Below are 24,543 nucleotides of genomic sequence, written 5' to 3' on the forward strand. Positions count from 1 at the left end.
CCCCGGCATTCACTCTCTCGAACGGCCCGGGTGGCGGATTCACCCACGATGCCTGCATCACAGGCAGGATCCTGTACCGGCCAGAGGCGGACACCTCCGCGGAGGTGCGGAACCTGGTCCGCGATGTTGCTCAGCGGGACGACGTTCCCCAGGATCTGAGGCATCGCGCCCAGGCGATTACGGGGCAGTAGGAGCCGGTACTACCCGCGGTTCCGCCACCGTTGTCGTTGCGGTCCTGGCACCCCACGGCTCCAGGACCGCTTCCTCTCCCGGGACTTCTCCCCGCTGGCGGCTCGGGCGCTGCCCGGTGAGTGCCGCCTCTCTTCACCGGCGCCGTCCCCGTTGGTGGACGCCCTGGCGCTTCCCCCTGCCGTCCGTCAGCTCCGTGCGTTTGTCCTGCGGGATTGCTCGGCCCCTGTCAGTTCCTGCTCTTGTGCGACCCCGGATCACCCAACAGCCTCCTCTACACAGGCGGCCTGTAACCAGACTTGGCGCCCAGCGGCGGGTCTGCGGGTTGTGTGACTGGCCACGCCGCGTGACTGATCTCGGTCTGCATCGGCGGCTCGAGACCATCTGAAAGTGGTCGGCGGAGTCTGGCTGGACCCGGCAGCCGGTGGCCGTGACGCAATCATGCTCCCTCCTGGGGGAGTTGCTGTTTCCGTCGCTTCCGACGACGGCGGTCACCGGGTGGGCGTTGGACTGTGCGGTGGGGAAGGGCACAGTCATCTGACTGATCCCCGCGCCCGTCCCGGTACCGGCGATCGCAGTCAGATGACCGATGCCGTGCCGGCGAATGCCGCGGCACAGTGGAGACGCTCCACGAGCAGACACCTCGTCACCACACCATGGGAGTCATCACTGTGAACAACCTGTCCGGCAAGCTGGCGAAGACGGCCGGCGCCCTGGGCCTCGCCGTGGCCGCGCTGACCACCGTTTCGGTCTCCCCCGCGGCGGCGGGCACCGCTGCCACGGCCGGCTGCACGAAGTACTTCAAGTTCGACAACGTCCAGGTCGAGGTGGACAACTGCTCGGACGGCTGGGTGTGGATCAAGGTCGGTGACGGCACCTACTTCAAGGGCTCCGTCCGCGCCACGGACGACTTCGGCAGCGAGAAGACGGAGCTGGCGGTGGACCAGGGCAAGGACGTCGCGACGAAGTACTGGGTGAAGATCAAGAGCATCAAGATCTGCGGCACCAAGTACCTCGGCTGGGCCCCGCCCCGCCCGTACTGGACCTACTGCACCAACGAGATCAACGTCTACTGAGCAGGACCCTGCGGTCCGGGCCGTTCGGCCCGGCAGCCCAACCCGCCGACGCGGTAGGGGCGGTGAGCCTTTCGGTTGCTCCGCCGCCGCCCGCCGCGCCGGCACCACCAGCACACCTACGGAAAGGTGGTTCACACATGTTCACCTCGAAGGCGATGCTCCGCGGCTCGGCCGCCGCGGCGGCCGTGGTCACGGCCCTGATCGGCGTCGGCGCCGGATCGGCGCACGCCGCCGGCTGGCCGCCGCTGCAGCCGGGCGCCCACCTGTACACGGGCACCGGCGGGAGCGGGGCGGCGACCACGGTCGACCTGGGCGACTTCGGCACCTGCCACACCCTGTCGGCCCCGGCCCGCTCCGTCCAGGTCGCCTCCGGCTCCGCGTCCGTGGTGCTGTACTCGGGCGCGGACTGTGCCGGTGCGCACCCGTGGGCCACCGGCTCGCTGGCCCAGTCCAACCTGCCCTGGGCAATGCAGAGTTACCGGGTGGTCCCGGCCTGACGGAGGCCGCAGCGGCCTCGGACGGCCTCCCCGGGCAGCGGCCTCGGACGCCGGTACCGGGGGTGTGGAAGCCAGTCGGCTCGCGCCCCCGGTACCGGCGTTTCCTCGTGGGGCCGTCGGGACCTGGTGGCCCCGGCCGGTCTCCGGGCCGGTCAGGCCGTGCGCGCCTGGGCCCAGTTGTAGAGGCGGTGGGCACTGTCACCGAAGCGGGTGGCGTACAGCGTGCCGGGCTGCCCGCCCGCGAGGTCCTCCGTGGTGGTGGTGACGCCGACGACGGTGCCGGCGCCGGTCCTTGTGTCGAAGCGGGCGAAGTGCGGGCCGCCGCTCGCCCCGTGGGACATGTCGCAGGACTCGCCCCACAGCAGGGACGCCTTGGGGGCGGGCCGGTCCGGGCCGGCGCAGTGGATCATGCGTGAACCGGCGTACTTGGCGCTGGGGTCGTTGAGCCGGTCCTTCGGGTAGCCGAAGGTGTGGATGAACTCGCCCGCCGCGGGCTCGGTGAACGCGATCCGCTGGCTTCCGGTGACGTCCGCGAGCCGGCGCCCCGCGGCTGACGGGTTCGCCACGAGGACCGCGGAGTCGTAGCCGGCGAGGGCGACGTCGTTCGAGGTCGTGCCGGCCGGATCTGCGTCCCAACGAGACGACGTGGCCATGGAGTTGATGCTGAATCCGCCTAGCGGCTTCGTCCCGTTGCGGTAGCCGGGCACGAAGTAGAGGTTGTGCCGCCAGGTGTCGTCGGCGGCGGGAGCTCCGACACCCCGCAGGCAGTGCGCCGCGGTGACGACGGTGCTGCGGTTCGCGCTGTTGACGACGGTCGCGGTGCAACTGCCGTCGTAGCCGTCGGAGAAGGTGAAGAAGAGCCGGCCGACGCTCCGGTCCACCGCACCGCCGTGGGTCCAGACGGCGCCGGGGTCCGGCGTGTTCGGCGGGAGCGGACGCGGATCGTCGGGCGTGGTGTCGTCCTCGGGCACGGGGGTGATCTCGGGAACCAGGGCGCCCGCCAGCTTCATCCGCTCGGCGGTCCAGTAGGCGTCGATCCGGCCGCGCTCCTGGGCGGTCGTGGCGCCGGCGTGCGAGGTGACGGAGTCCGGTTCCGCGGCGACGGCCGCGGTGGGCAGCAGCACCGCCGCTGCCGTGGTCGCGCTCAGCAGGAGGGCGCCTGCGGCGGAGAGGCCGCGGGGGTGTGCTCGGCGTGTGGCTGACATCGTTGCCCATCTCGTTCGGGTGCGGTTCGTGTCGGGTGCGGTCCGTACGCGCGTGCGGTCCGTACGCCGGTGTGGTCCACACGCGGGCGGGGCGGCCGCGGTCCGCCCCGCGCGTCGCGGATATCCGGCACTGTAGGAACAGAACGTCAGGTACCTGTCTGGAGCGTGTCTCGCTCTTCCATCGGTACCGTCAGGTTCCGGTAACGGTGTCGCATACCCGTACCGGTGCCGGGGGTGCGCTCCGGTCCGGTTCCAGCCGCAGTTCACGGCCCTGCCAGCGGCGGCGCAGCCAGCGGTCGTGGCTCGCCAGGACGATCGCGCCGGGGCCGGTGCCCAGGGCCTCCTCCAGTTCGTCGCACAGCCGTGGGGAGAGGTGGTTGGTGGGTTCGTCGAGCAGCAGCAGCCGGGGCGGGTCGGCGACGAGGAGGGCGAGGGCGAGCCGTCGGCGCTGTCCGACGGAGAGCCGGCCGACGGGCTTGTCGAGGTCCGCCGCGCGCAGCAGGCCGAGGGATTCCAGCGGCACCCGCTCGGCGCGGGCCGGGCCGAGGGCGAGCCGGTAGGTGTCGTGGACGGTTCGGTCGGCGCGGTCGAACTCGGTGTCCTGGGTGAGCAGTCCCACCGTCAGCCGGGGGTGGCGGCGCACCGTGCCCTCGGCTGCGAGGTGTCCGGCGAGCACCGCGAGCAGGGTCGACTTGCCCGTCCCGTTGCCGCCCGTGACGAGCAGCCGGTCGTCCGCCGTCACGTCGAGTGCCTCCAGCGCGAGCCGGCCGGGCACCCGCACGTCCCGGAGCGACACCAGGGGCTGCGGGGCATCCTCTTCGGCGGCCGCCGCGGCCAGGGCGGCGGGCGTGAACCGCAGCGGGCGCGGCGGCTCGGGCACCTGGGTGCGCTCCAGCTCCGCCAGCCGCCGGGCGGCGTTGCGCACCCGGCGGGCGACCTGGTTCTGCACCCGGCCGGCGCGGTGCCCGTAGCCCATCTTCTCGTTGTCGCGCGGCCCCCGGTCGGGGGCGACGAGGTGCGCGGTCACACCGGCCGAGTGCCGGAGGTGCGCCAGTTCCTGCTGCTCCTCGGCGTACCGGCGCTCCCAGCGTTCCCGCTCGGCGCGCTGTTCGCCCAGGTAGGCGCTGTAGTTGCCGCCGTGGCGGACCGGTCCGTCCACCGCCGGGTCGAGGTCGATCAGGTGGGTGCAGACGGCGTCGAGGAACGCCCGGTCGTGGGTGGCGACGACCACGGCGCCGGGGTGGTCGCGCAGTTGCTCCTCCAGGAAGGCGGCGGCGCCGTCGTCGAGGTGGTTGGTGGGCTCGTCCAGCAGCAGTGCGGACGGCCTCCGGACGAGCAGCGCGGCCAGGGCGAGCCGGCCGCGCTGCCCGCCGGACAGCGAGCCGAGCGTACGGCCGTGCCTCGGCGTGCCGCGCCCGAGCGCGCCGAGGCCCAGCCCGTCGAGGACCAGGGCGGCGCGGCGGTCGGCGTCCCAGGACTCCCGGTACTGGGCCTGTTCGAGCCGCCTGCCGTAGGCGTCCAGGAGGTCCACGTAGCTGGGATCGGTGTCCGGGACGCGGGCGATCTCGGCGCCGAGCCGGTCGAGTTCGGCGAGGTCCGCGCGGGCCTCGCGCAGCGCGTCGTCCAGGACGGAGGCGATGGTCGAGGAGGCCCGGAACGGCAGCTCCTGGTGCAGGTAGCCGAGGTCCTCGGGGCGCGAGACGCTTCCGGCGTCGGGTTCGTCCAGGCCGGCGAGCACCCGCAGCAGGGTGGACTTGCCGGCGCCGTTCTCCCCGATCAGGCCGATCCGCCGGCCGGGGGAGGCGGTCAGGCTGAGGCCGTCGAGGACGCGCCGGCCACCGAGGTCGCGGACGAGGTCATGGGCGAGCAGGGCGTGCTGGAGCACGGGGGATCCTTCCGAGGGGACGGTGTCGGGGCCCGGCGGTCCACGGAGGCGGACCTCTGCCCGTGGGCAGACGCGGGGGAAAAAGGGGGGTACGACGAGACGGACCACTTCGGCGGGTGCTCCTGAGCACCCGCCGGTGGCCGTCAGCTCCGGGTCTCACCCGGAGATGTCGTCGTCACCCGCCACGTCTGCCGCTCCTCGGTCGTGTGACTCCACGTCACGGGGACTGTAGCAGCGGTGGAACACCGCTCTCGTGGCCGGTCGGGCAGGTGCCGGGTGCCGGGTGCCGGGGGCGAAGGGTCCAGGCCCCTGACCGTGCGGGCGGGCCCTCCCCGTCAGCCGAGCCGTCAGCCGCGCCGGTAGCGGACCGGGAGGGACAGCACGCCGCGGATGATCCCGGAGCCGATCCAGTCGAGCGAGTCCACCGGGACGGCGAGCTCCAGCTCCGGGACGCGGGACAGCAGGACGCGCAGGGCGACGGCGGCCTCCAGCCGGGCGAGCGGGGCGCCCAGGCAGTAGTGGATGCCGTGGCCGAAGGCGAGGTGGCGGGGGTCCGGCCGGCCCACGTCGAGTGCGGCCGGGTTGCCGGAGCCCGTCTGCGGGGCGTCGTGGCCGGCCGAGCCGAGGGCGACCGCGAGCACACTGCCCCGGGGGATCGCCACTCCGCCCAGCTCCAGGTCCTCCGCGGCGTAGCGGTTGGTGGAGCGCTCCACGGGGGTGTCGTGACGCAGGAACTCCTCCACCGCGGCGGGCAGCAGCTCCGGCCGTTCGCGCAACAGCCGCAACTGGTCGGGGTGTTGCAGCAGGGCAAGTTCGGCGTTGCCGAGCAGGTTGACGGTGCTCTCGTGGCCCGCGACGACCAGCATCAGCGCGGTGCCGACCAGTTCCTCCTCGGTGAGCCGGCCCGCCTCCTGGTCGCGTACGGAGACCAGTGCGGACAGCAGGTCGTCCTGGGGGCGGCGGCGCTTGGCCGCGACCAGATCGGCGAGCAGGCCGTGCAGGGCGGCCAGCGCCGTGCGGTGACCGGGCGAGGCGGGCCGCAGTGCCTGCGCCGACCAGAGGCGGAAGTCCAGGTGGTGTTCCGCCGGGACGCCGAGGAGTTCGGCGATGACCGTGGCGGGCAGCGGGGCGTTGAAGGCCTCGACGAGGTCGAGCACGCCCGAGGACGGCACCGCGTCGATCAGGCCGTGGGCGATCTGCTCGATCCGGGGCGCCAGTTCCGCCGTACGACGTGGGGTGAACGCGGCCGTGGCGAGCCGGCGCAGCCGGGTGTGCTCGGGCGGGTCGGCCTCCAGCATCTGGGCGCCGAGGCCGACGGAGGGCCGGTGGAGGACGAAGCCGGCGGCGTCCAGGGCGTCGGCGGCGGGCGTGGCGTCCTTGAGCAGGGCGGGGTGGGTCAGCGCTTCCCTGGCCAGGTCGTGGCCGACCACCACCCAGCCCTCCAGGCCGGGTTGGAACTCGGCCGGGTGGATCGGGCCGAGTTCCCGCAGCCGGGCGTACCGGGCGGGGGCGTCCGCCTTGAAGGCGGCGTCGATGACCACCCTGGCGGGTCTGTCGGCGGGTTGATCGGTTGGCTGGTCGGCGGGTTGGTCGTGCGGGTCCATGGGGGCGGCTCCTGTCCGGGATGGGAGGTCGGCTGTGACCGCGCCGCGCCGGGCCCGGCTGCTCCGGTTCCCGGCCGACGTGGATGCCTGTGGTTCCCATCGTTCGCCCGGCAGCGGATCCCCGCATCAGTCATCTGACACCCGAGGAGGTCTGCGGGTGACGCGCTCGGCAGCGCCGCTTCTCCGGCGCTCCGTCGGGATCCGCGAGCCTTTCCGCCACCGCTGACACATGTTCAGCGCGCTGAGCCTGCCGGCCCCGCGCGAGCGCCGAACCGGGCTCCGGACCGGACGGCGAGGCCGGCCGAGGGCTTGCGCCCGCGACGGCCGGCCGGTCCCGGTCGAGCAGTCCCCGGCCGGTCAGGCCCGGTCGAGCAGTGCGGCGAGGTAGCTCGCCACCTCGGCGCGCAGCTCCTCCGGTGTCGGCACGTGCCAGTGCCCGCTTCCCGCGGCGCCGTTGAACAGCAGCCCGTCGCACCAGCGGATCAGCCGTCGGGCGTCGGCCACGGGGTCGGCCGAGCCGCTCTGCGCCAGCAGGGCGGCAGCGGTGTCGATGAAGCGCGCGCCCAGCCGGTCGTAGCCGGCGCGCAGTTCGGGCCGGCGGGTGGCTTCCAGTGCGAGTTCGAGGCGGGCCAGGGTGAGGCTGCGCCCGGTGGTGAGCGCCCCGTGCAGAAGTTCGGCGACACCTTGGGCGAGCAGGTTGCGCGGGCAGACGTCCGGCACGGGCCCGCCGGCCATGAGCGGGTGGCTTCCGGTCCCGCGTTCGACGATGCGGTTGAGGGCGAGGTCGAGCAGGGCGGCCCTGGTCCGGGCGAGGTTCGAGGTCGAGCCGGCGGGCAGTCCGGCCTCCTCGTCCACGGCGCGGTGGGTCAGCCCGCGCAGGCCGCGCTCGGCGATCAGGGCGATGGCGGCGTCGGCGATCAGCGTCAGGCGCGGCGGTGTCATGGGTCCGATCATGGCCTCTCTCCTCAGGGCGTCTCGACCCGGGGCGGGCCCGAACCCCTTTCACGCCAACACTAGCCCACTCCAACTACAGATGTAGTACGGTGCGGGAAGTGGTCACTACAGCCGTAGTGTCGGAAGAGGGGTTCACTCATGGACGCGTATCAGGCGATCGTCATCGGCGGCGGCATCGGCGGACTCTCCGCCGCCCTCGCCCTCCACCACCGGGGCATCCTCGTGACCGTCCACGAGCGCGCCGCCTCGCTCGAACCCGTCGGGGCCGGGCTCGCCCTCGCCCCCAACGCCCTACGCGCCCTCGACCGGCTCGGCATCGGCGAACGCCTGCGCGCCCTCGCCGCCCCGCATCCCGCCATCGGCGTGCGCCACCCCTCCGGACGCTGGCTCGCCCGCACCGACACTGCCACCTTCGAGGCCTGCTTCGGCGAGACGATCACCGCCGTGGCCCGCGCCGACGTCATCGCCGCCCTGGTCGACGCGCTTCCGGACGGCACCGTCCGCACCGACTCGCCCGCCGCCCTCGTCACCCCCGGAAGCGCCACCGAGCCAGCCGTCGTCTGGACCCCCGACGGGGACCGGCCCGCCACCCTGGTGGTCGCCGCCGACGGCCTGCGCTCCGCCACCCGCGCGCAGCTCTTCCCGCAGCACCCCGGGCCCCGCTACAGCGGCTTCACCACTTGGCGCACCATCGTGTCCCCCACCCGCCGGCCGGATGCCGTGGGCGAGGTCTGGGGACGCGGAGAGCTCGCCGGCGTCGTCCCGCTCGCCGACGGCCGGGTCTACGTGTACGGCGCCGCCCTCGCCCCGGCCGGCGCCCGCGCCTCCGACGGCGACGAGAAGGCCGAACTCCTGCGCCGGTTCGGCACCTGGTGCGCGCCCGTGCCCCAACTCCTCGCGCTCGCGGAACCCGGGCGCGTCCTGCGCCACGACGTCTGGGACCTCGCCGACCCCCTGCCCGCCTACCACCACGGCCGGGTCACCCTCCTCGGCGACGCCGCCCACGCCATGTGCCCCTTCCAGGGCCAGGGCGCCTGCCAGGCCATCGAGGACGCCGTCGTCCTCGCCTCCGCCCTGACCCCCGCCGCGGACCCGGCCACCACCCTCCCCGCCTACACCGCCGCACGCCTCCCGCGCACCACCGCCATCGTCACCGGCTCCCGCCGCATCGGCGACCTCGTCGCCCTCCACACCCCCACCGCCACCCGCCTGCGCGATGCCGCCCTCACCTTCGCCGGCCTCCTCCCGGCCCGCACCCTGCTCAACCGCTCCGCCCGGACGTACAACTGGCAGCCCCCGGCCCTCGACGCAACCGCCTGAGCACGGACCTCCACCCAACTGCCCGGGACCGGCCGTCCGCACCGGGGGTGCCCGATGTGCGGACGGCCGTCGGGGCAGCTGCACGCCTTCCACAGGCGGGTCCGACCGGGGAAGGTCCGTGCCACCTCAGCCGAAGAGAGCTTGGAGCAGCTCCAGGGAGAGCGGGACGTCCGCCAGCCGGTAGCCGGCCGGCGGCTCGCGGTGCATGAGGTGGCGCACCAGGTAGTCCCAGCGGCGGCGGGCGACGTAGCCGTTGCGGCCGAGGAAGCTGTGCTCGACGCCGGGGACGATCAGCAGGTCGAAGTCCTTGTTCGCGTCGATCAGCGCGTCGACCAGCCGCATGGTCAGATGCGGTGTCACGTTGTCGTCCATGTCGCCGTGGACGAGCAGGAGTTTGCCGACGAGGTTCCCGGCCAGCTCGGTGTTGGACAGCCGGGCCCCGGCGTCCGGGTCGAACGGTCCGTCGTAGGACTCGGCCCACAGCGCGTGGTAGTGGCGGTTGTCGTGGTTGCCGGCCTCGGCCACGCCGACCTTGTAGAAGTCGGGGAACGCCAGGAGGGCGCGGGCGGTGGTGAACCCCCCGCCGGAGACGCCGAAGATGCCGACCCGGTCCAGGTCCAGCCACGGACGCGTTTTCGCGAGTTGGCGCAGCGCCGCGACGTGGTCTTCGAGCGCGCCCGCGCTGCCCATGTTGCGGTGGGCGTGGTCGTGGAAGGCCTTGTCCCGGCCGGGCGTTCCGCGGCCGTCGACGGCCAGGACCGCGAAGCCCAGCGCCGCCACCGCCTCGGCGTCGTAGCCGTAGGCGCCCGGGTCGAAGGAGGCCGACACCCGGCGGGTCTGCGGGCCCGGGTAGGGGTGGTCGATCACCGGGTAGCGCTGCGCGGCGTCGAAGCCGTGGGGCTTGTAGAGGACGCCGTAGATCTCGGTGACGCCGTCGGCGGCCAGGGTCCTGACCCGCTCCGGCGGCGTCCAGCCGGCGGCCAGCAGCGGTGTGATGTCGGCCTGTTCCAGCTCGACCAGCACGGCTCCGCCCCGGTCGCGCACGGTGATCGTCGGTGGGGTGTCGACGGTGGACGCGGAGTCGACGAACCAGCGGCCGTGTTCCGGCGCGGTGATCACGTGGTCCAGGTCGTCGTCGGTGAGCTTGGTGGTCCCGCCGCCGTCCAGGTCGACCCGGACCAGCGACCGTCGGTACGGGTCGGCCTGGACCAGTCCTGAGACGACGGCGTACGCGACCCGTTCCGCCTCGTCGACGTGCACGATCTCCTGCACCGCGAACGGCCCTCGGGTGAGCTGTTCGACCAGCGCCCCGTCCTCGTAGCGGTACAGGTGCCCCCAGCCGTCGCGCTGGGAGTACCAGAGCGTCTCGCGGCCGCCGGCGAGCACGTGCACGATCGGCTTCTGGGCGACCTCCTGCGCGGCCTCCACCCGTGTGTCGCCGTGCTCCTCGACCAGGGTGCGGACCTCGCCGGTCGCCGGGTCGAGTGCGTGCAGCCGCAGCGTCCGGAGGTCGCGGGGCTGATCCAGGTAGTAGACGGCCGTGCTGTCCTTGGCCCACCACGCTTTCTTCAGCGTGACGGGTGACAGGTAGGGCAGCAGGAACGGGGCGGCCTTGGCGGGTGTCGCGGTCCGGGTCGCGACGTCGAGGACGATCCACTCGCCGCGGGCCATCGGCTCGCCGGGGACCGGGTAGTGGTAGCTGCGCAGGCGCGGCCGGCCGCCGTCCGGGGGGACGGCTTCGACCAGGTGCATCAGGGCGACGCCGCTCTGGTCGGTGCGGTGGGTGAGGACGCGCGCCGAGTCCGGCGACCACAGCAGCGCGGGCGGCATCTCCGCAAGACCGAGCTTGCCGAGCAGGTGTGTGGGGGCCGCCGCGTCGGGGTGGGCCGCGTAGCTGCGATCCGCGGTGCCGTCGGCGGTGAGCGCGAACTCCTCGCCCGTCTCGGTCGAACGCACCCACAGGTCGTGGTCGCGGCGGAACGCCGCCCACTTCTTGTCCGGCGAGACGGCTTCCAGCGGTGCGGGTTTGACGTGCTTCTCGTCCCGCGCGCACCGGTAGTCGGCCAGGCGGCAGGTCCAGCGCGCGTCGAACGCGTCGAACGCGACCGTCCCATCCGCAAACTCGACCGCGCGGAACGGCAGCGCGTACGGCTGGACCGGCTGGTCGGCGGCGGACGCCAGCGCGGCGGCGAGCCGTTCGGGGTCGAACGCCGGCTCCCGGGTCCCGGCGGCGGGGTCGACCAGCACGAACTCGCCGCCCCGCTCGGTCTCGACCCGGTACCAGAACCTCTCGCCGCCGCCGATCCAGACGGGCTTCGCCTTGGCCCGCAAGGCGAGCCGGGAGCGGTTGTGCAGCAGCATCCGCTCAGCTCGGTCATAGGCGATGGCGGGGAGTGCATCCGTGGACATCCGACCTCCTGGAATCAGTCTCGGTCCAGGAACAGTACAGCGTACGGTACGCTGATGGAAACTGTGGTCCCGGACGAATCAGGAACCCCGATGCCATCGCCCAGGCGCAAGACAACGCCCGCTCGCGCACCCCGCGGCACCCTCACCCCCGAGGCCATCGTCCACACGGCGATCGAACTGATCGACCGCGACGGACTGGACGCGGTGACCATCCGACGGCTCGCCGACCACCTGGGCGTCCGCCCGATGTCGCTGTACACGCACTTCCGCGACAAGGACGCGATCCTCCTCGCCGTCACCGCGGAGCTGCTGAGCCGGTTCCAGTGGCCCGACCCCGGCCTCGACGACGTCGAATGGCTCCGGCAGGTGATGCACGCCTACTTCGAGCTGTTCATCACGCACCCCGCCCTCCTGCAGATCAACGCCCCCTCCGACGGAGTCAGCGAGGTCGAGGCCCGCATGTCCGAGCAGATCTACGCCCGCCTGGCGCGACTGGGGGTCGACCACCGCACGGCGATCGGCCTGCTGGCCACGCTGATCCGCTTCGTCCTCGGCTGCGCCACGCTCTACCCCGTCCGCCGGGCCTGGGACGAGGACCCGCAGCACTGGGAACGGGTCCGCCAGCAGTTGGCCCGCCTCCCGGCCGAGGTGTACCCGGCGATGCACGCCACCACCGTCGACTTCCCGACCTTCACCCAGCGGGACGTCTTCGAGTTCGGCCTCGACGCCATCCTCGCCTCGCTCCCGCGAACGCCCTGACGCCGTGACACCGCGACACCGTGACACCGGCGGCGCTCGCGCCGCCGGTGCAGCCCGGCTCCTGGCCGGTAGAGCCGCCGGGCGCGTTTCGCGGGTGACGCAGGTCATAGGAACCCGGGCGGGCGGGGCACCAGATAGGGGGCGTGGACTCTTCAGATCGAGATGTGCGCGCGAGGGTGCGGGCCGGTGACCGGGACGCGTTCGGCCGGCTCTTCGACACGTATGCGCGCGCGGTGTACAACCACGTGTTCCGGCTCACCGGGGACTGGTCGACGGCGGAGGACGTGATGTCGTTGACGTTCCTGGAGGCCTGGCGCCGGCACGACCGGGTCGAGGCGGAGGGCGGGTCGCTGCGGCCCTGGCTGCTGGGCATCGCCACGAAGCTGGTCAGCAACCAGCGCCGGGCCGCCCGGCGGCACTGGCAGGTACTGGCACAGCTCCCGCCGGCCCGCGAGGACGTTCCCGACTTCGCGCAGGAGGTGGCCGGGCGGATCGACGACGCGGCGCGGATCGCGGTCCTGCAGCAGTCGCTGGCGCGGTTGCGCCGCCCCGACCGTGAGGTGCTGGCCCTGTGCGTGTGGGCGGGCCTGGACTACCAGGAGGCCGCCGAGGCCCTGGGCGTACCGGTGGGCACCGTACGCTCACGCCTGTCCCGGGCCCGGACCCGGCTGCACCGTCTCGCCGGGACGGCCCAGCGCCGGGCGCAGCGGAAAAAAGTGGAACCCGGCCGTGGCCGGAACCAGATCCAGGGTGGGTCCGCGAGTGCGGCCCCGTCCCCGAAGGAGGTACACCAGTGAACGCCGGACAGCGGCCGGAGCCGGTCGAGCGCGCGGAACTGCTCGGGCAGGTGCCCGTGCCGGCCGAGCGCGACCTCCCCGCAGGACGCCACGCCCTACACCGGGAGCGCCTGATGCGCCAGATCGACCTCGACACCTCCTCCCCCGCCACGGCCCCCACCGTGGCCCCGGCCCCCGCCAGGCCGCGCTTTCGGCGGCGGCTGGCCGTCACCCTCGCCGGTGCGCTCGTCGTGGGTGCGGCCGTGGCCGTGGCGGTGACGCAGTCCTCGCCGGGCGGCGTCAGCGGGCCGCTGAGCTCTGCGGAACTGGCCAGCTGGACCGGCGTCCCGACACCGCTGGCCGCTTCGACCGGCCCGGGCGCCACCGCCGAGAAGTGGTGCCTGGACCGGATGGCCGACGGCCCGGGCGCCGGGGCACCCGCCAAGATCACCAACGCGGACCTGCGGGGCAAGGTCGCCTCCATGGTCGTCAACCGAGGCGGCAAAGCCATGCTCTGCTACGTCGCGTCGGAGACCAGCGGCCTGTGGGAGGCGATCGACCCGGTGAAGAACGTGGCGGCCGATGCGGTCACGTACGACACGGGCGGCTCCCACGGTGACGGGGACGCCATGTTCAACTACGCGCAGGGCTCCGTGGGGGCCGGTGTGAAGGCGATCACCATGCAGGTCGCCGGACGCACCTTCCAGGTCACCGTGGCGGACGGCCGCTGGACCGCCTGGTGGCCCGGGACCATGTCCCACCGCGCCGTCCCCGACACGGTCACCGTCACCCTCGCCGACGGCACCACCCGCGTCGTCAGCGGCAGCTCGCTGTTCACCAGGTGAGACCCCCGGGTGCGCGCTGAGCGCCTGGATCAGGCGGCGCCTGGTCGGGCCTGCGCGCTCCCGGGCCAGCGGTGCATCCCGGCCCTGATCTCCTCCTCGGCAGCGCCGCGAGCGCGTCGGACCCGGCCCACGACCAGGTCCGACGCGCTCGCGGCATTTGCGGCATTTTCGGCGTTTACGGAGGGGGCACGGGCGGTGGCGGCACCCTCCCCTCCGATACCGGGCCGACCTGGAACCGAAGCGGACAAAGTAGGATGGCTCAACTCCCGCGCTACGCGCGAAGAGTTCCATAAATGCCCCATTTGTTCGATTTATCTCCGCTTCACACGCACGGAGCCACCCTCATGGACAACCCGTCGAACGCCGAGACCGGCGGCGCGATAGAAACCCGCGGCATCGAACCCGTCCCCGACCACGAGCGCGGGGGCAGAGTCCGCGAGCTCTTCCCGACCTGGGTCGCCGCGAACATCAGTGTTCTGCTGCTCACCATGGGCGCCGCCCTGGTGGTGTTCAACCAGTTGAACTTCTGGCAGGTCCTGATCGTCGCGGCGTGCGCCGCACTCATCTCGTTCGGCCTGGTCGGCGTGCTGTCGGTCTCCGGCAAGTGGGGCGGGGCGCCGGGCGCCACCCTCTCTCGGGCCACCTTCGGGGTACGCGGCAACCTCTTCCCCGGCGCCGTGCTCTGGATCGCCCGGTTCGGCTGGGAGACGATCAACGCCGTCACCGGCGCCTACGCCGTGCTGACCGTCCTCGACCTGCTCTTCGGGGTCAAGACCAACACCGCGCTGATCGTCGTCACGCTCTTCGCCTTCGTCGCCTGCACCTTCCTGGTCTCCGGCATGGGACGTAAGGCGCTGAACGTCTGCAACACCTGGTCGACGTACCTCTTCGGTATCTTCAGCGTGCTGGTCCTGGGCTACCTGGTCGCCACCATGCACTGGAGCGAGGTCTTCGCCAAGCCCGCGGGCACCACCGCGATGATGATCGCCGGCATCGGGACGATCGCCGCCGGCGGCATCAGCTGGGTCCCCACCGGCCCGGACTTCGCCCGCTACCTCCCGCACGCCGCCTCCGGCAGGAAGATCGTCGGCGTGACGGTCTCCGGCGCCGGCCTGGTGATGGTGCCCATGGTGCTCATGGGCGCCGTGATGGCGGTGGCCTCGCCCGGCCTGGCCCAGGCCGCCGACCCGGTCTCCTTCCTCGGCGACCTGCTGCCGACCTGGCTGGCCGTGCCCTACCTGCTGACCGCGATCGTGGGCATGCTGCTGATCAACAGCCTCTCCATGTACTCGGCCGGCTTCACCGCACAGACCATGGGCGTCAAGCTGCCGCGCGCCATGGCCGTCAGCATCAACGCCGTGATCTCACTGGTCGGCGGCCTGCTGCTGATGCTGGTCGCCAAGAGCTTCCTGGGCTCCTTCATCACCTTCCTCATCCTGCTCGCCGTCTCCTTCTCGGCCTGGATCGGCGTCTACGCGGTGGACATGTTCCGGCGCCGCTCACGCGCGGTGCGCTACGACGCCGCCGGGCTCATGGACACCAGCAGGAACAGCCGCTACTGGTACACGGGCGGCTTCTGCTGGCAGGCCATGGTGTCCTGGGTGCTCGCCCTGCTGCTGGGGCTCGCCTTCACCAAGTGCGACTGGTTCGCCGGCCCGCTCTCCGACACCCCCGTCGGCAGGTACGGGCTCGCCTGGGCAGCGACCATCGTGATCTCCGCCGCGATCATGGCCGCGCTCCCCACCCCCCGGGAGAACACCCCCGCCACCACCACCGGGCAGCCCGCCGACCGCCAGGCGGAGCAGCCCGAACCGGCCACCGCCTGACCCCGAGGCACGGCCCACCACCCAACCCGAAACACCTCGACACACCTCGACACACCCCGACCGCCCGGTCGCCGCCTCACCCGAGCCGGCGACCGGGCGGTCCCGTTCCACCACCACACCCGGGCACCGCCCGACAGCCGGCCAGGCCCTGCCGACGGCGACCAGCACACCCCGGAAGGAACCGCCCGCCCTCGCCGACGTGGCCCGAACGCCCGCCCGGGGGTCCGGTTCGCTCCTGCTACGCAGCAACAACCGGCCCCTGATCCCCGGATCAGTTCATGCCCGGCCGGCTCCCGGCCGGCTGTGTCCCGGGGCTACGGCGCCGGGCTCAGCTTCTTCCACGGCCGGCCGCCGTTGGCCTCCGCCGTGCCGGGGGTGGCGGTGGTGTACCACTGGGCGTACCAGTAGTAGCCCTGGTACTTGACGAACGCGGCCGTCGAGGCGGCCGGGTCGCCGGTGAGGAGGTGGGTCTCCCGGACGGTGGCTCCGCCGGCGACCTCGATGTCGTTGCCGTTCGCGGAGCGGAGCTTGAACAGGCCGTTGTGCTTCGGCCCGCCGGGCGCCCCCTCACTGCCGTTGTCGGCGATCGGGACGAGCCGCCACTTCTGCTCGTTGCGTCCGTTGCACGCGAGCGAGGCGATGTCCTGCCGGGAGGCGGTGGCGGTCAGGCACCTGCCGCCGCCGGAGACGGTGTACAGGCCGCCGCTCGCGTCCTGGATCCGCCAGTACTGGTTGGGGTTCTGGTCGTTCAGCTCCACGAGGTGCGCGCGGGACTGGTCGGGGTTGTTGTCGATCATCATGGGCTTCCCGGTCTGGCTGTCGCCGTACTCGAACATCCAGCCCTTGTCGCCCTTGTCGTACATCCGCCACAGCCGTCCGCCGTCGGGCCGGTAGACCTGGCCCTGCTTCCAGTCCGGGGCCTGGCAGGAGCTGCCGGCCGCGGGGGCGGGCGGGGTCACCGTCCGCACGTCGCGGCGCTGGTCCCCGGTCGAGCCGTACTCCCGTCCGCCGATCTTGAACGTCACGTTGGACGGCCCGGTGACCGGCAGGTAGTACTTCAGGTCGATGTCCCGGGACTTGCCCGGTGCCAGGTCCTCGCAGTAGCCGAGGGTGAGGGTGAGCCGGTGGAAGTCCCCCTTGAGGCCGCCCGTGTTGGGGCCGGAGGCCGTGTGCGAGCCCGGAGGGCCCGTGGCGTCGGCGCGGTCCTGGACACGCCCTCCGCTGCCCCGGACGCCGGGGTCGACGGTTCGTTGATGCACTGTCTACGCAGTCCTGCGGGCGTTCGGGCGCCTCGCCGCTGAAGGCGAGCGGGGGGGGGCGTTGTCCGGGTCGGTTCTGTCGTCAGCTGCCGGGCAACTGAGGCGGCGCGGACTTCAGCCCGTCCAGGGTGAGGTCGAGGAGGCGTTCGGCCTGCTCGCGCTGCTCGGGCTTGGCCGAGGTGAGGGCGATTCCGGCGAGGGCGGCGAACATGTCGGTCGGACGGATGTCGGAGCGGATCGCTCCGGCGGCGACACCGGCGTCCATCAGGGAGTCGAGGGCGCCCTGGATCATCTCGCGGCTGTCGGCGTAGGGGTTGCTGCCCGAGGCGACGACGGCCCGCAGGGCGTCGGCCATGCCGTATTTGGCGGTGGCGTAGTCGATGAAGCGGCGAGTCCACACCCGCAGGGCCTCGGCGGGCGGCATCGTCGCCAGGAGGCCGGGAGCAGCCTCGCACAGCCGGGCCACTTCGTTGCGGTACGCCGCCTCGATCAGTGCCTCGCGGGTCGGGAAGTTGCGGTAGATCGTGCCCGTTCCCACGCCCGCTTCCCTGGCGATGCGCTCGAAGTGGGCGTCGAGCCCCTCCTCGCTGAACACGCGCACCGCGGCGGCCAGGATCTTGTCCCGGTTGCGCTGCGCGTCGGCCCTCAGCGGGCGCCCTGCCTCTCGGGTCATCGGCGACTCGTCCCCTTCTCCGTTGCTAAGTGGAGGCTCCGCCACTTAGTCTGGGCGAAGTGGCGGAGCCTCCACTTTCACTCTAGGGCATGGTCCGACCTGCCCGGACGCCCTCTCCGCTCCGCACTCCACACTCCGCGATCCGCACTCTGGAAGGACAGGCGAGCATGCCAGGAATCGAAGGCAAGGTCGTGGCGATCACAGGCGCCAGCAGCGGCATCGGCGAGGCGACCGCGCTTCTGCTGGCCGAGCGCGGCGCGAAGGTCGTCCTCGGGGCACGCCGCCCGGAGCGTCTCGCGGCCCTGGCCGCCCGCATCGAACAGGCCGGTGGCGAGGCCGCCTGGATCCGCACGGACGTGACGAGGCGCGAAGACCTCCACGGCCTCGTCAAGCTGGCATGCGAGCGATACGGCAAGCTCGACGTCCTCGTCAGCAACGCCGGGATCGGACTGATCTCCCCCCTCGACGACCTGCGCGTCGAGGACTGGGAGCAGATGATCGACGTCAACCTCAAAGGGGTCCTGTACGGAATCGCCGCAGCCCTCCCGCTCTTCCGGGAGCAGGGATTCGGGCACTTCGTCAACACCGTGTCCACCGCCGGACTGCGCATCGTCCCGCTCCAGTCCGTGTACGCCGCCACCAAGAACGCCGTGCGCACCGTCTCCGAGGGCCTGCGCCAGGAGGCCGGCGCCAACCTGCGCGTGACCGTCGTCTCCCCCGGCGCCGTCCGCACCGACTTCGCTGAGCACATGGACCCGGCCGCGAAGGCCCAGATCGACAAACTGATGGAGATCGCCCTCCCGCCGGACGCGGTCGCCCGCGCCATCGCCTTCGCCATCGAGCAGCCGGACGGTGTCGATGTCGGCGACATCGTCGTTCGCCCCACCGCCCAGGGATAGGCCCCGAGACCGGGTGAGGTGAGCGGCCGGACCGGGGCGCTGGTGCCTGCCGTAGCCTGGCAGTGCCCTGCTCCCAACCCGGTCGAGGTCATGGAATTTCGTCAGTTGCGGTACTTCGTCGCGGTGGCGGAGGAGTTGCACTTCGGTCGCGCAGCCGAGCGGTTGATGATCGTGCAGTCGGCCGTCAGCCAGCAGATCGGCCGGCTGGAACGTGAGCTGGGCGTCGAGCTGTTCGACCGCTCGGGGCGCCGCGTGCGGCTGACTGCCGCGGGGGCGGCGTTCCTGTCCGGCGCCCGTGAGGTGTTGGCGGCCGAACAACGGGCCCTGGGCCTGGTCGGCGGCTTCGTCGCCGAGCGGGAGGCCGTGCTGCGTATCGGGACGAGCCGGGGCATGGGCGTGCGGTTGGAACGGGTGCTGGCGGCGCTGGAGCGAAACGCGCCCGGCACCCGGGTGGAGTTGGCGTCGGCGGCCCCGGAGGAGCGCCTGCGGCGGGTCGCCGACCGGGAGTGGGACGCGGCCTTCGTCCGCGGGGAGGTGGCGGCGCCGCAAGGCGTGCGGCTGATCCCGGTGTGGCAGGAGGAACTCGTGGTCGCCCTGCCGGCCCGCCATCCGCTGGCCGGGGCGGACGCGGTCGACCTCGCCCGGCTCTCGGCGCTACCGCTTCACCTGACGGAACGCCGGAACAACCCGCCGCTGGTCGATCTGGTCACGGCTGCCTGCCGGGACGCCGGGTTCGAGCCCGTGCCCGGACCACCGCACAGCTCACTCCAGGACACCCTTGCGGCACTGGGCGCGGGTGTTGCCGGCTGGACGGTGGTGTACGCGGCGCACGCCCACCAGCTGCGCGGCGGTCAAGTGGCGTTCCTGCCGGTGCGCTCCCCGGCCGGGGCGCGGAGCGCCGAGGCGATGCTCTCCCTACCCACCGTGTTGGCGGTGCACGGTGCCGCCGCCCCCGAGCGCGTGCGCTTGCTGCTGGAGGCCTGTCGGGAGGCGGCGCGCGACGATCGCGATTCGTGATCGTCGCGAACTCGAAGTGCTGCTGGATCGCGAGCTCCCACCGGAGTGAACTGGACACCGGCGGTCACCGCCGCCGATGCGGCCGGTACCGCCGACCACGGTTCCCCGCTCGATCCGCGGGCCGCGCCCTGCCCGGCACACCCGCCACCGGGCCGACGCCACATCGGACCGACACCGACCGAGCGCGCCTTCACCTCCACGCACCAGGAGACCGACCATGACGAACACCACGACGGAACAGGCCACGGACCGGACGCCGTCGACCGATCGGCTGCGGCGCCCGGCGCTGACACGATCACTGCGACTCGGCGACACGAAAGTGACCTACGTGCCGGACGGGGCGGTCGAACTCAGCGCGCGCGGCTGGTTCCCCCGCAGCACGGACGAGGACTGGGCCGCCCACCCCGAGTACCTCGACGACTCCGGCAACCTGACGGCGGGCATCGGCGCGCTGCTGGTGGAGCACGGCGACCGTGCGCTGCTGATCGACACGGGCTTCGGCCCGCAGTCGATCCCGGCCCAGCCGGGCAATCCGCGCGGGGCCATCCACGGCGGTGCGCTGCTCGACAACCTGGCCGCACTGGGCCGTCCGCCGGCCACGATCGAGGCCGTCGCCATCACCCACCTGCACCTCGACCACATCGGCTGGGCCTGGCACCCCGCCCCGGACCGCGACCTGCCCGCGTTCGCCGGCCGCGACCTCCTGGTCGCCGCACCCGAATGGGCCCACCGCCACCTCCTGGCAGCGCGCGGCATCACCGACGACATCCTCCAAGCCATGGCACCACAGGTGCGCACCGTCCTCGACGGCGACGAGATCTTCCCCGGCGTACACGTCCTGCTCACCCCCGGCCACACCGCCGGGCACGCGTCCTACGTCATCACCGGGGGCGGCGAACGGCTGATCGCCTTCGGCGACGCCATTCACTCACCGATCCAGGTGGACCACCCCGAATGGTCGGCCGCCGCCGACCTCGACCCCGACCGGGCCGCGCAGGAACGGCGGTGCCTGGTCATCGAGTTGGCCCGGCCGGGCACGATCGGCTTCGGCGTCCACTTCGCGGACGTGGTGTTCGGCCGGGTCCACCTCGACGGTGGCGGCCCTGCCTGGCGACCTGTCGCCGACTGACCGCCGCCGTCCCGTGTTCCTCGCCTGACACACGCACGCGAGGGCTGCCTGCCCGACGTTCCGCTCCCTACGCGGTGTGCTCGCGAATGATCTCGCCGATCTGCCGGGGAAGTCCGGGGGAGAACAGTGTGTGTCCCATTCCGGGAATCGGCTGGAATCGGGAGTGAGGGATTTCGTCGGCGAGGGCACGGCCATGCGGTAGCGGACGCAGGGGATCTTCCGTGCCGTGCATGACCAGTGTCGGGGCCTTGATCGAGGACAGCGGAGCCAGGCGGTCTTCGGTCACGTGACGCCCAGCCAGATCGCGGTTGAGGGCCGCACTGTGGTTGCCGGTCCGGTCGAAGGAGGCTTCCACGAAGCGTCGGGCGGCAGGCTCGTCGAAGGGAAGGACGTCGCCGTTGAGCACTCGCCACGTCTCCAGGTTCGCCGTGACGTACTCGTCGCGAGTCCCCTGCGGGAGAGCGGCACGTTGTGCGAGGTGCGTCAGGAGGCGTGCCGTGGGTGGCGGCAGGTCGCTGGGGTCGGGTGCCTGGCCGGCCATGGCGCGCGCCCAGGCCGGGCCCGCACTGTGGCCCATCGGGCCGGTCATCATCGCGGTCAGAGTCAGTACGCGTTCAGGGCGGTGCACGGCCAGCCACTGGCCGATCGCGCCGCCCAGGGACGCCCCGACGATGTGCGCGGCGGCGACTCCGTGGCCGTCGAGCACGGCCGTCGCATCGGCGGCCATGTCCGCCAGCGTGTAGGGGTGGGTGGCGAAGTCCAGGCAGGTGGAGCGCCCGGTGTCCCGGTGGTCGTAGCGGATGACCTGGCGACCGCCGGCGGCCAGCACATCCACCAGCTCGTCCGGCCATCCGATGCCGGGGGCGGCGGTCCCCATCACCAGCAGGACCGCCGGGTCGTTCGGGTTGCCGACCCGTTCGGTCCACAGGCGCAATTCACCGGATTCGACAATTAATTCAGCACCAGCAGTCATGGGCGCCAACATAGCGAACGAGTTGCCAATTTTCTATATCCTCAATGGATATGACTTTCCATCGCCATTCTGGTAAAATACTGAATAGTTCGCGGGCTTCAGGAAGTGGTCGACCAGGTACGCCATCCGAGACCTTCGCAGGACGGCGGAGTACACCGCATTCCCACCCGGCCTCAGGGCCGGGACTCCCTGCGAAGATCAAGGGATGGATGACACCACCGACCACCTGCACCGCATCGATGCCCTGCTGACCCGCCCGGCCCCGGACATCGCCCACCTGCCGGCCGACGGCGACCTCATCACCGCCCACCGCCGCCTCGTTGAGGCGCTGCGCCCGCGTTGGGGGTCGTCGCGCAACCTCGCGACCGGCGGCTTCGTCGACCCGACCATCGACGACGACAGCGGGCTGCCACTGGTAGCCCCATTCGCCGGGCGTCTGGTCGAGCTGTGCGGGTGGGCGGTGGGCGAGCGCTGGATCGGCTGCGGGATCGTCCGGGACAACGACGGCGGCGCGCCGCACCTGGTCGCGGTGACGGCCCGCCGGGCCGACCCGGCGACGGCCTGCCTGCTCGCCGAGGACGGGGAGGAAGAGGCCGACATGCCGGGTGTCCGCTGGGTTCGGCGGCTCGCCGACGCGACCGGCCGGCCGCAGTCGCGGCAGTGGCCCGTCGATTGGGCGTCGGCCGAGGCCAGGCTCGGCACCGCCCTGCCCGCCGACTACCGGCACCTGGCGGAGCACTTCGGCCCTGGCACGTTCGCAGGCTTCCTCGACCTCTCCCTGCCCAGCCCCCCGCCCGGCCGCGACGACCCGTTCCCGCAGTTCCTGTGCCTCGTCAGGCACGCCCTCCACCTTGCCGAACTCGCCGCCGCCGACCCCGGTATCGCCGACCTCTACCGCCCCCACCAGCTCCACCCCGCCCCGGGCGGGCTCCTCCAGTGGGCCGGCTCCGTCCAGGCCGACCAGTTCTACTGGCTGACGGAGGATGCGGACCCGAACCGGTGGCCGGTCATCGCCCGCAACGAGGACGGCGACAGCTGGGCGCGGTTCGAGGGTTCCACCGCCGAGTTCGTCCACCGGCTCCTCACCGACCACCGGCACCCCTTCTCAGTCGCTGAGCTCATCGACCGCCCCGACTTCGAACCGTACGAGCCCCACGAGCCCCACGAGCCCGACAACCCCTTCGACGACCGCCGTCTGCCGTAGTAGGGCGGTTGCCAGGGGCACATCTGTGTTGCGCGATGAGACGAGGTGAACCGGCACTGCTCAGCAGCAGTGCTGAGGACGCTATCGAGCGCAACAGGTGTTGCGCTGTCCCTCGTCGAAGTGATGCGGTCGGGGGTTCAGCGTCCGATCGCATAGCGTTTCTATGGCTTGTCAGGCGGCGGGCGGCCTTCGTCTGGCGGCAGAGGTACGAGGGAACTGGTGGACGGTGGTGTCCAGTTCCAACCGAACTTGTCCACCGTGCTGAGGATCCACTGCCGTCCGCGTTCGTCGGCAACAGCCCAGGCATAAGCGAATCGGCGCTCTGATCGCGCTCGGCTCCACCATGGTTTGCGGGGTTCGGGAAGAAACGGGATGTTGTCGCAGAGGTTGGCGAGCCAGCGGATGCAGGCGACATGGTCATCGTCCGGCCAGTCTCGGATCGGCCTCCGCCTGCCGGACATGGCGCGGATTTCCAGCAGCGCCCACCAGCGAAGCCGCGCGCCGACTTCCCAGTCCTCCAGAGTGCGTTCGCGCCGCATTGCCACTTCTGTCTCCGTGGTGGGCCGTATCTGCGCAGTGACTCTACTGCCCACCGACGAGTGTGGTGATCGCCGCCCACACCCGCGCCGGCTGGGCCCGCAGTGTGTCAACACTCCAAGATCGGCTTGTGATCGTTGTCCTCGACGGGGATCCCTGACCGTGTCCGTGCTGTCGCAGACTTGCACCGATGCGGCGGCCCGGTCGGTCGCCGCGTCCTTGTCCCGGCCGACCCAAGGACTGCCATCGTGAACGAGCGCGTTCTCACCCCCCGTAACCGGGGCTTCCTCTTCCTCGACTCTCATCCGGTGGGCTGCCGGCAGCTGGTGGCCAGCATGTGGCAGACCTGCCCCGCCCCTGCCGGCCCGCCGGAGGGGGCCGGGCCGGTGGCGCTGGTCATCGGCTCCTCCGCCGGATACGGCCTCGCGGCCACCCTCGCCGGGCTCAAGCGCGCAGGCATTCGCGGGATCGCGGTGTCCTTCGAGAAGGCCCCCACCGAACGGCGTACCGCCACGGCCGGCTGGTACCGCACCGCCGCCACCGCTGACATCGCCCGCACCGCCGGGCGGGACATGGTCTTCCTCAACGGCGACGCGTTCTCCGACACGATGAAGAACCAAGTCGGCGACCTCATCGAGCAGCGTTTCGGTGGCAGGCTGGACTACCTGATCTACTCGGTGGCTGCGCCCCGCCGCACTGACCCCGACACCGGCACCACATACTCCTCCGTCCTCAAGCCGATCGGCCAGGCGAACCGCACCAAGACCCTCCGCTTCGACGACCAGGGCGTTCCCGAGGTCCACGAAGTCGAGACCGGGCCGGCCGAAGGCGACGACATCGAGCAGACCGTGGCCGTGATGGGCGGCGCGGACTGGGAACGCTGGATCGACCACCTCGCCGGCCGAGACCTGCTGGCCGACGGCTTCACCACCGCCGCGCTGTCGTACATCGGCTCGCCGCTGACAGCGGCGATCTACCGGCAGGGCACCATCGGCGCTGCCAAGGCGCACCTGGAGGCCACCGCCCGCACCCTGAACGAGCGGCTCGACAAGACGGTGGGAGGGCGGGCCGTGACCTCCGTCAACGGCGCCGCCGTCACCCAGTCCTCCACCGCCATCCCGGGCATCGCCCTGTACACGGGCCTGTTGCGCGGTGTCCTCGGAGAAGACCTGGTCCCGCCGATCCGCCAGCTCGGCGCCCTGTGGGACCAGCTCACCGGTACCGCCCCGCTCGCCCTGGACGACGAAGGCCGGATCCGCCTGGACACCTGGGAACTCACCGACGACGTCCAGGCGGCCGTCGTCGAACGCTGGGAGGCCGCCACCACCGACACCATCGCGAGCCTCGCCGACCTCGACTGGTTCCGCGCCGAAGTCCAACGCCTGTACGGATTCTCCGTGCCGGGCGTCGATTACACCGCTGCGGTGGCCATCGACGTCCCCTGGCCTGACCCCATCTCCTGACCCGGCCCGGAGGAACGCCGCCGAGGACAGATGAGTGGGGATCC

The 24,543-nt window shown here is 72.2% G+C and carries 21 protein-coding genes; 12 read left to right on the forward strand and 9 right to left on the reverse strand.

Going from position 1 to position 24,543, the window contains the following annotated elements:
• Positions 1–860: 860 nt before the first annotated feature.
• Positions 861–1,265: a hypothetical protein gene (locus OG556_RS34585; protein WP_331743168.1), complete on the forward strand. Its 405-nt coding sequence runs from the start codon at positions 861–863 to the stop codon at positions 1,263–1,265.
• Positions 1,266–1,402: 137 nt separating this feature from the next.
• Positions 1,403–1,762 carry a hypothetical protein gene (locus OG556_RS34590; RefSeq protein WP_331743171.1) on the forward strand — a complete coding sequence of 120 codons (360 nt, stop codon included), beginning with the start codon at positions 1,403–1,405 and terminating at the stop codon, positions 1,760–1,762.
• 152 nt (positions 1,763–1,914) lie between these two features.
• Here OG556_RS34590 and OG556_RS34595 read toward each other — a convergent pair whose 3' ends face one another.
• The 4 genes from OG556_RS34595 to OG556_RS34610 form a co-directional block, all read right to left on the reverse strand.
• Positions 1,915–2,967: a hypothetical protein gene (locus OG556_RS34595; RefSeq protein WP_331743174.1), complete on the reverse strand. Its 1,053-nt coding sequence runs from the start codon at positions 2,965–2,967 to the stop codon at positions 1,915–1,917.
• 190 nt (positions 2,968–3,157) lie between these two features.
• Positions 3,158–4,852, reverse strand: coding sequence for an ABC-F family ATP-binding cassette domain-containing protein (locus OG556_RS34600; protein ID WP_331743177.1), 1,695 nt, complete (start codon positions 4,850–4,852; stop codon positions 3,158–3,160).
• Between the two features lie 347 nt (positions 4,853–5,199).
• Positions 5,200–6,456: a cytochrome P450 gene (locus OG556_RS34605; protein ID WP_331743180.1), complete on the reverse strand. Its 1,257-nt coding sequence runs from the start codon at positions 6,454–6,456 to the stop codon at positions 5,200–5,202.
• A 357-nt stretch (positions 6,457–6,813) separates the two neighbouring features.
• Positions 6,814–7,410, reverse strand: coding sequence for a TetR/AcrR family transcriptional regulator (locus OG556_RS34610; RefSeq protein ID WP_331743183.1), 597 nt, complete (start codon positions 7,408–7,410; stop codon positions 6,814–6,816).
• 138 nt (positions 7,411–7,548) lie between these two features.
• Here OG556_RS34610 and OG556_RS34615 point away from each other — a divergent pair, with 138 nt between their 5' ends.
• Positions 7,549–8,730, forward strand: coding sequence for an FAD-dependent monooxygenase (locus tag OG556_RS34615; RefSeq protein WP_331743186.1), 1,182 nt, complete (start codon positions 7,549–7,551; stop codon positions 8,728–8,730).
• A 126-nt stretch (positions 8,731–8,856) separates the two neighbouring features.
• On the opposite strand, the gene OG556_RS34620 is transcribed toward OG556_RS34615, so the two are convergent.
• The gene (locus tag OG556_RS34620; protein WP_331743189.1) at positions 8,857–11,139 is read right to left on the reverse strand and encodes a DPP IV N-terminal domain-containing protein; all 2,283 of its coding nucleotides are present in this window, start codon (positions 11,137–11,139) and stop codon (positions 8,857–8,859) included.
• A 90-nt stretch (positions 11,140–11,229) separates the two neighbouring features.
• Here OG556_RS34620 and OG556_RS34625 point away from each other — a divergent pair, with 90 nt between their 5' ends.
• The 4 genes from OG556_RS34625 (at position 11,230) to OG556_RS34640 (ending at position 15,345) form a co-directional block, all read left to right on the forward strand.
• Complete coding sequence (locus tag OG556_RS34625; protein WP_331743191.1) at positions 11,230–11,898, forward strand: TetR/AcrR family transcriptional regulator; 669 nt, start codon at positions 11,230–11,232, stop codon at positions 11,896–11,898.
• Positions 11,899–12,062: 164 nt separating this feature from the next.
• A complete protein-coding gene (locus OG556_RS34630) occupies positions 12,063–12,695 on the forward strand; it encodes an RNA polymerase sigma factor (protein WP_331743194.1) in 633 nt (210 codons plus the stop codon).
• Entirely contained in the window at positions 12,692–13,519 is an 828-nt protein-coding gene (locus OG556_RS34635; protein ID WP_331743197.1) for a hypothetical protein, read from the forward strand. The genes OG556_RS34630 and OG556_RS34635 overlap by 4 nt, the downstream gene beginning before the upstream one ends.
• Positions 13,520–13,863: 344 nt before the next feature.
• Entirely contained in the window at positions 13,864–15,345 is a 1,482-nt protein-coding gene (locus OG556_RS34640; RefSeq protein WP_331743200.1) for a cytosine permease, read from the forward strand.
• Between the two features lie 314 nt (positions 15,346–15,659).
• On the opposite strand, the gene OG556_RS34645 is transcribed toward OG556_RS34640, so the two are convergent.
• Both OG556_RS34645 and OG556_RS34650 read right to left on the reverse strand, forming a co-directional pair.
• Positions 15,660–16,604: a chitinase C-terminal domain-containing protein gene (locus OG556_RS34645; RefSeq protein ID WP_331743203.1), complete on the reverse strand. Its 945-nt coding sequence runs from the start codon at positions 16,602–16,604 to the stop codon at positions 15,660–15,662.
• An 82-nt stretch (positions 16,605–16,686) separates the two neighbouring features.
• Positions 16,687–17,277: a helix-turn-helix domain-containing protein gene (locus OG556_RS34650; protein ID WP_331743206.1), complete on the reverse strand. Its 591-nt coding sequence runs from the start codon at positions 17,275–17,277 to the stop codon at positions 16,687–16,689.
• Between the two features lie 167 nt (positions 17,278–17,444).
• Between OG556_RS34650 and OG556_RS34655 the strand changes: the two genes are divergently transcribed.
• From OG556_RS34655 to OG556_RS34665, 3 genes are all read left to right on the forward strand, one after another.
• Positions 17,445–18,176 (forward strand): SDR family oxidoreductase, encoded by a 732-nt coding sequence (locus OG556_RS34655; protein ID WP_331743208.1) that lies wholly within the window; start codon positions 17,445–17,447, stop codon positions 18,174–18,176.
• A gap of 90 nt (positions 18,177–18,266) precedes the next feature.
• Entirely contained in the window at positions 18,267–19,193 is a 927-nt protein-coding gene (locus OG556_RS34660; protein WP_331743211.1) for a LysR family transcriptional regulator, read from the forward strand.
• 217 nt (positions 19,194–19,410) lie between these two features.
• Positions 19,411–20,322: an MBL fold metallo-hydrolase gene (locus OG556_RS34665; protein WP_331743214.1), complete on the forward strand. Its 912-nt coding sequence runs from the start codon at positions 19,411–19,413 to the stop codon at positions 20,320–20,322.
• Positions 20,323–20,389: 67 nt separating this feature from the next.
• Here the strand turns inward: OG556_RS34665 and OG556_RS34670 are convergent, their stop codons facing one another.
• Positions 20,390–21,295: an alpha/beta fold hydrolase gene (locus OG556_RS34670; RefSeq protein ID WP_331743217.1), complete on the reverse strand. Its 906-nt coding sequence runs from the start codon at positions 21,293–21,295 to the stop codon at positions 20,390–20,392.
• A 205-nt stretch (positions 21,296–21,500) separates the two neighbouring features.
• On the opposite strand from OG556_RS34670, the gene OG556_RS34675 reads away from it, so the two are divergent.
• A complete protein-coding gene (locus OG556_RS34675; RefSeq protein WP_331743220.1) occupies positions 21,501–22,499 on the forward strand; it encodes a hypothetical protein in 999 nt (332 codons plus the stop codon).
• Between the two features lie 161 nt (positions 22,500–22,660).
• On the opposite strand, the gene OG556_RS34680 is transcribed toward OG556_RS34675, so the two are convergent.
• Positions 22,661–23,038: a hypothetical protein gene (locus OG556_RS34680; RefSeq protein ID WP_331743223.1), complete on the reverse strand. Its 378-nt coding sequence runs from the start codon at positions 23,036–23,038 to the stop codon at positions 22,661–22,663.
• Between the two features lie 246 nt (positions 23,039–23,284).
• Here OG556_RS34680 and fabV point away from each other — a divergent pair, with 246 nt between their 5' ends.
• Positions 23,285–24,499: an enoyl-[acyl-carrier-protein] reductase FabV gene (gene fabV / locus OG556_RS34685; RefSeq protein ID WP_331743226.1), complete on the forward strand. Its 1,215-nt coding sequence runs from the start codon at positions 23,285–23,287 to the stop codon at positions 24,497–24,499.
• Positions 24,500–24,543: the final 44 nt, after the last annotated feature.

Source organism: Kitasatospora sp. NBC_01300 (assembly GCF_041435235.1).
Lineage (GTDB): Bacteria > Actinomycetota > Actinomycetes > Streptomycetales > Streptomycetaceae > Kitasatospora.

Excerpts from the sequence above, each read along its gene's own strand:
- OG556_RS34590 (WP_331743171.1), top strand. The coding sequence starts at position 1,403 with ATGTTCACCTCGAAGGCGATGCTCCGCGGCTCGGCCGCCGCGGCGGCC.
- OG556_RS34595 (WP_331743174.1), bottom strand. The coding sequence starts at position 2,967 with ATGTCAGCCACACGCCGAGCACACCCCCGCGGCCTCTCCGCCGCAGGC.
- OG556_RS34605 (WP_331743180.1), bottom strand. The coding sequence starts at position 6,456 with ATGGACCCGCACGACCAACCCGCCGACCAGCCAACCGATCAACCCGCC.
- OG556_RS34610 (WP_331743183.1), bottom strand. The coding sequence starts at position 7,410 with ATGATCGGACCCATGACACCGCCGCGCCTGACGCTGATCGCCGACGCC.
- OG556_RS34615 (WP_331743186.1), top strand. The coding sequence starts at position 7,549 with ATGGACGCGTATCAGGCGATCGTCATCGGCGGCGGCATCGGCGGACTC.
- OG556_RS34620 (WP_331743189.1), bottom strand. The coding sequence starts at position 11,139 with ATGTCCACGGATGCACTCCCCGCCATCGCCTATGACCGAGCTGAGCGG.
- OG556_RS34625 (WP_331743191.1), top strand. The coding sequence starts at position 11,230 with ATGCCATCGCCCAGGCGCAAGACAACGCCCGCTCGCGCACCCCGCGGC.
- OG556_RS34640 (WP_331743200.1), top strand. The coding sequence starts at position 13,864 with ATGGACAACCCGTCGAACGCCGAGACCGGCGGCGCGATAGAAACCCGC.
- OG556_RS34650 (WP_331743206.1), bottom strand. The coding sequence starts at position 17,277 with ATGACCCGAGAGGCAGGGCGCCCGCTGAGGGCCGACGCGCAGCGCAAC.
- OG556_RS34655 (WP_331743208.1), top strand. The coding sequence starts at position 17,445 with ATGCCAGGAATCGAAGGCAAGGTCGTGGCGATCACAGGCGCCAGCAGC.
- OG556_RS34660 (WP_331743211.1), top strand. The coding sequence starts at position 18,267 with ATGGAATTTCGTCAGTTGCGGTACTTCGTCGCGGTGGCGGAGGAGTTG.
- OG556_RS34665 (WP_331743214.1), top strand. The coding sequence starts at position 19,411 with ATGACGAACACCACGACGGAACAGGCCACGGACCGGACGCCGTCGACC.
- OG556_RS34670 (WP_331743217.1), bottom strand. The coding sequence starts at position 21,295 with ATGACTGCTGGTGCTGAATTAATTGTCGAATCCGGTGAATTGCGCCTG.
- OG556_RS34675 (WP_331743220.1), top strand. The coding sequence starts at position 21,501 with ATGGATGACACCACCGACCACCTGCACCGCATCGATGCCCTGCTGACC.
- OG556_RS34680 (WP_331743223.1), bottom strand. The coding sequence starts at position 23,038 with ATGCGGCGCGAACGCACTCTGGAGGACTGGGAAGTCGGCGCGCGGCTT.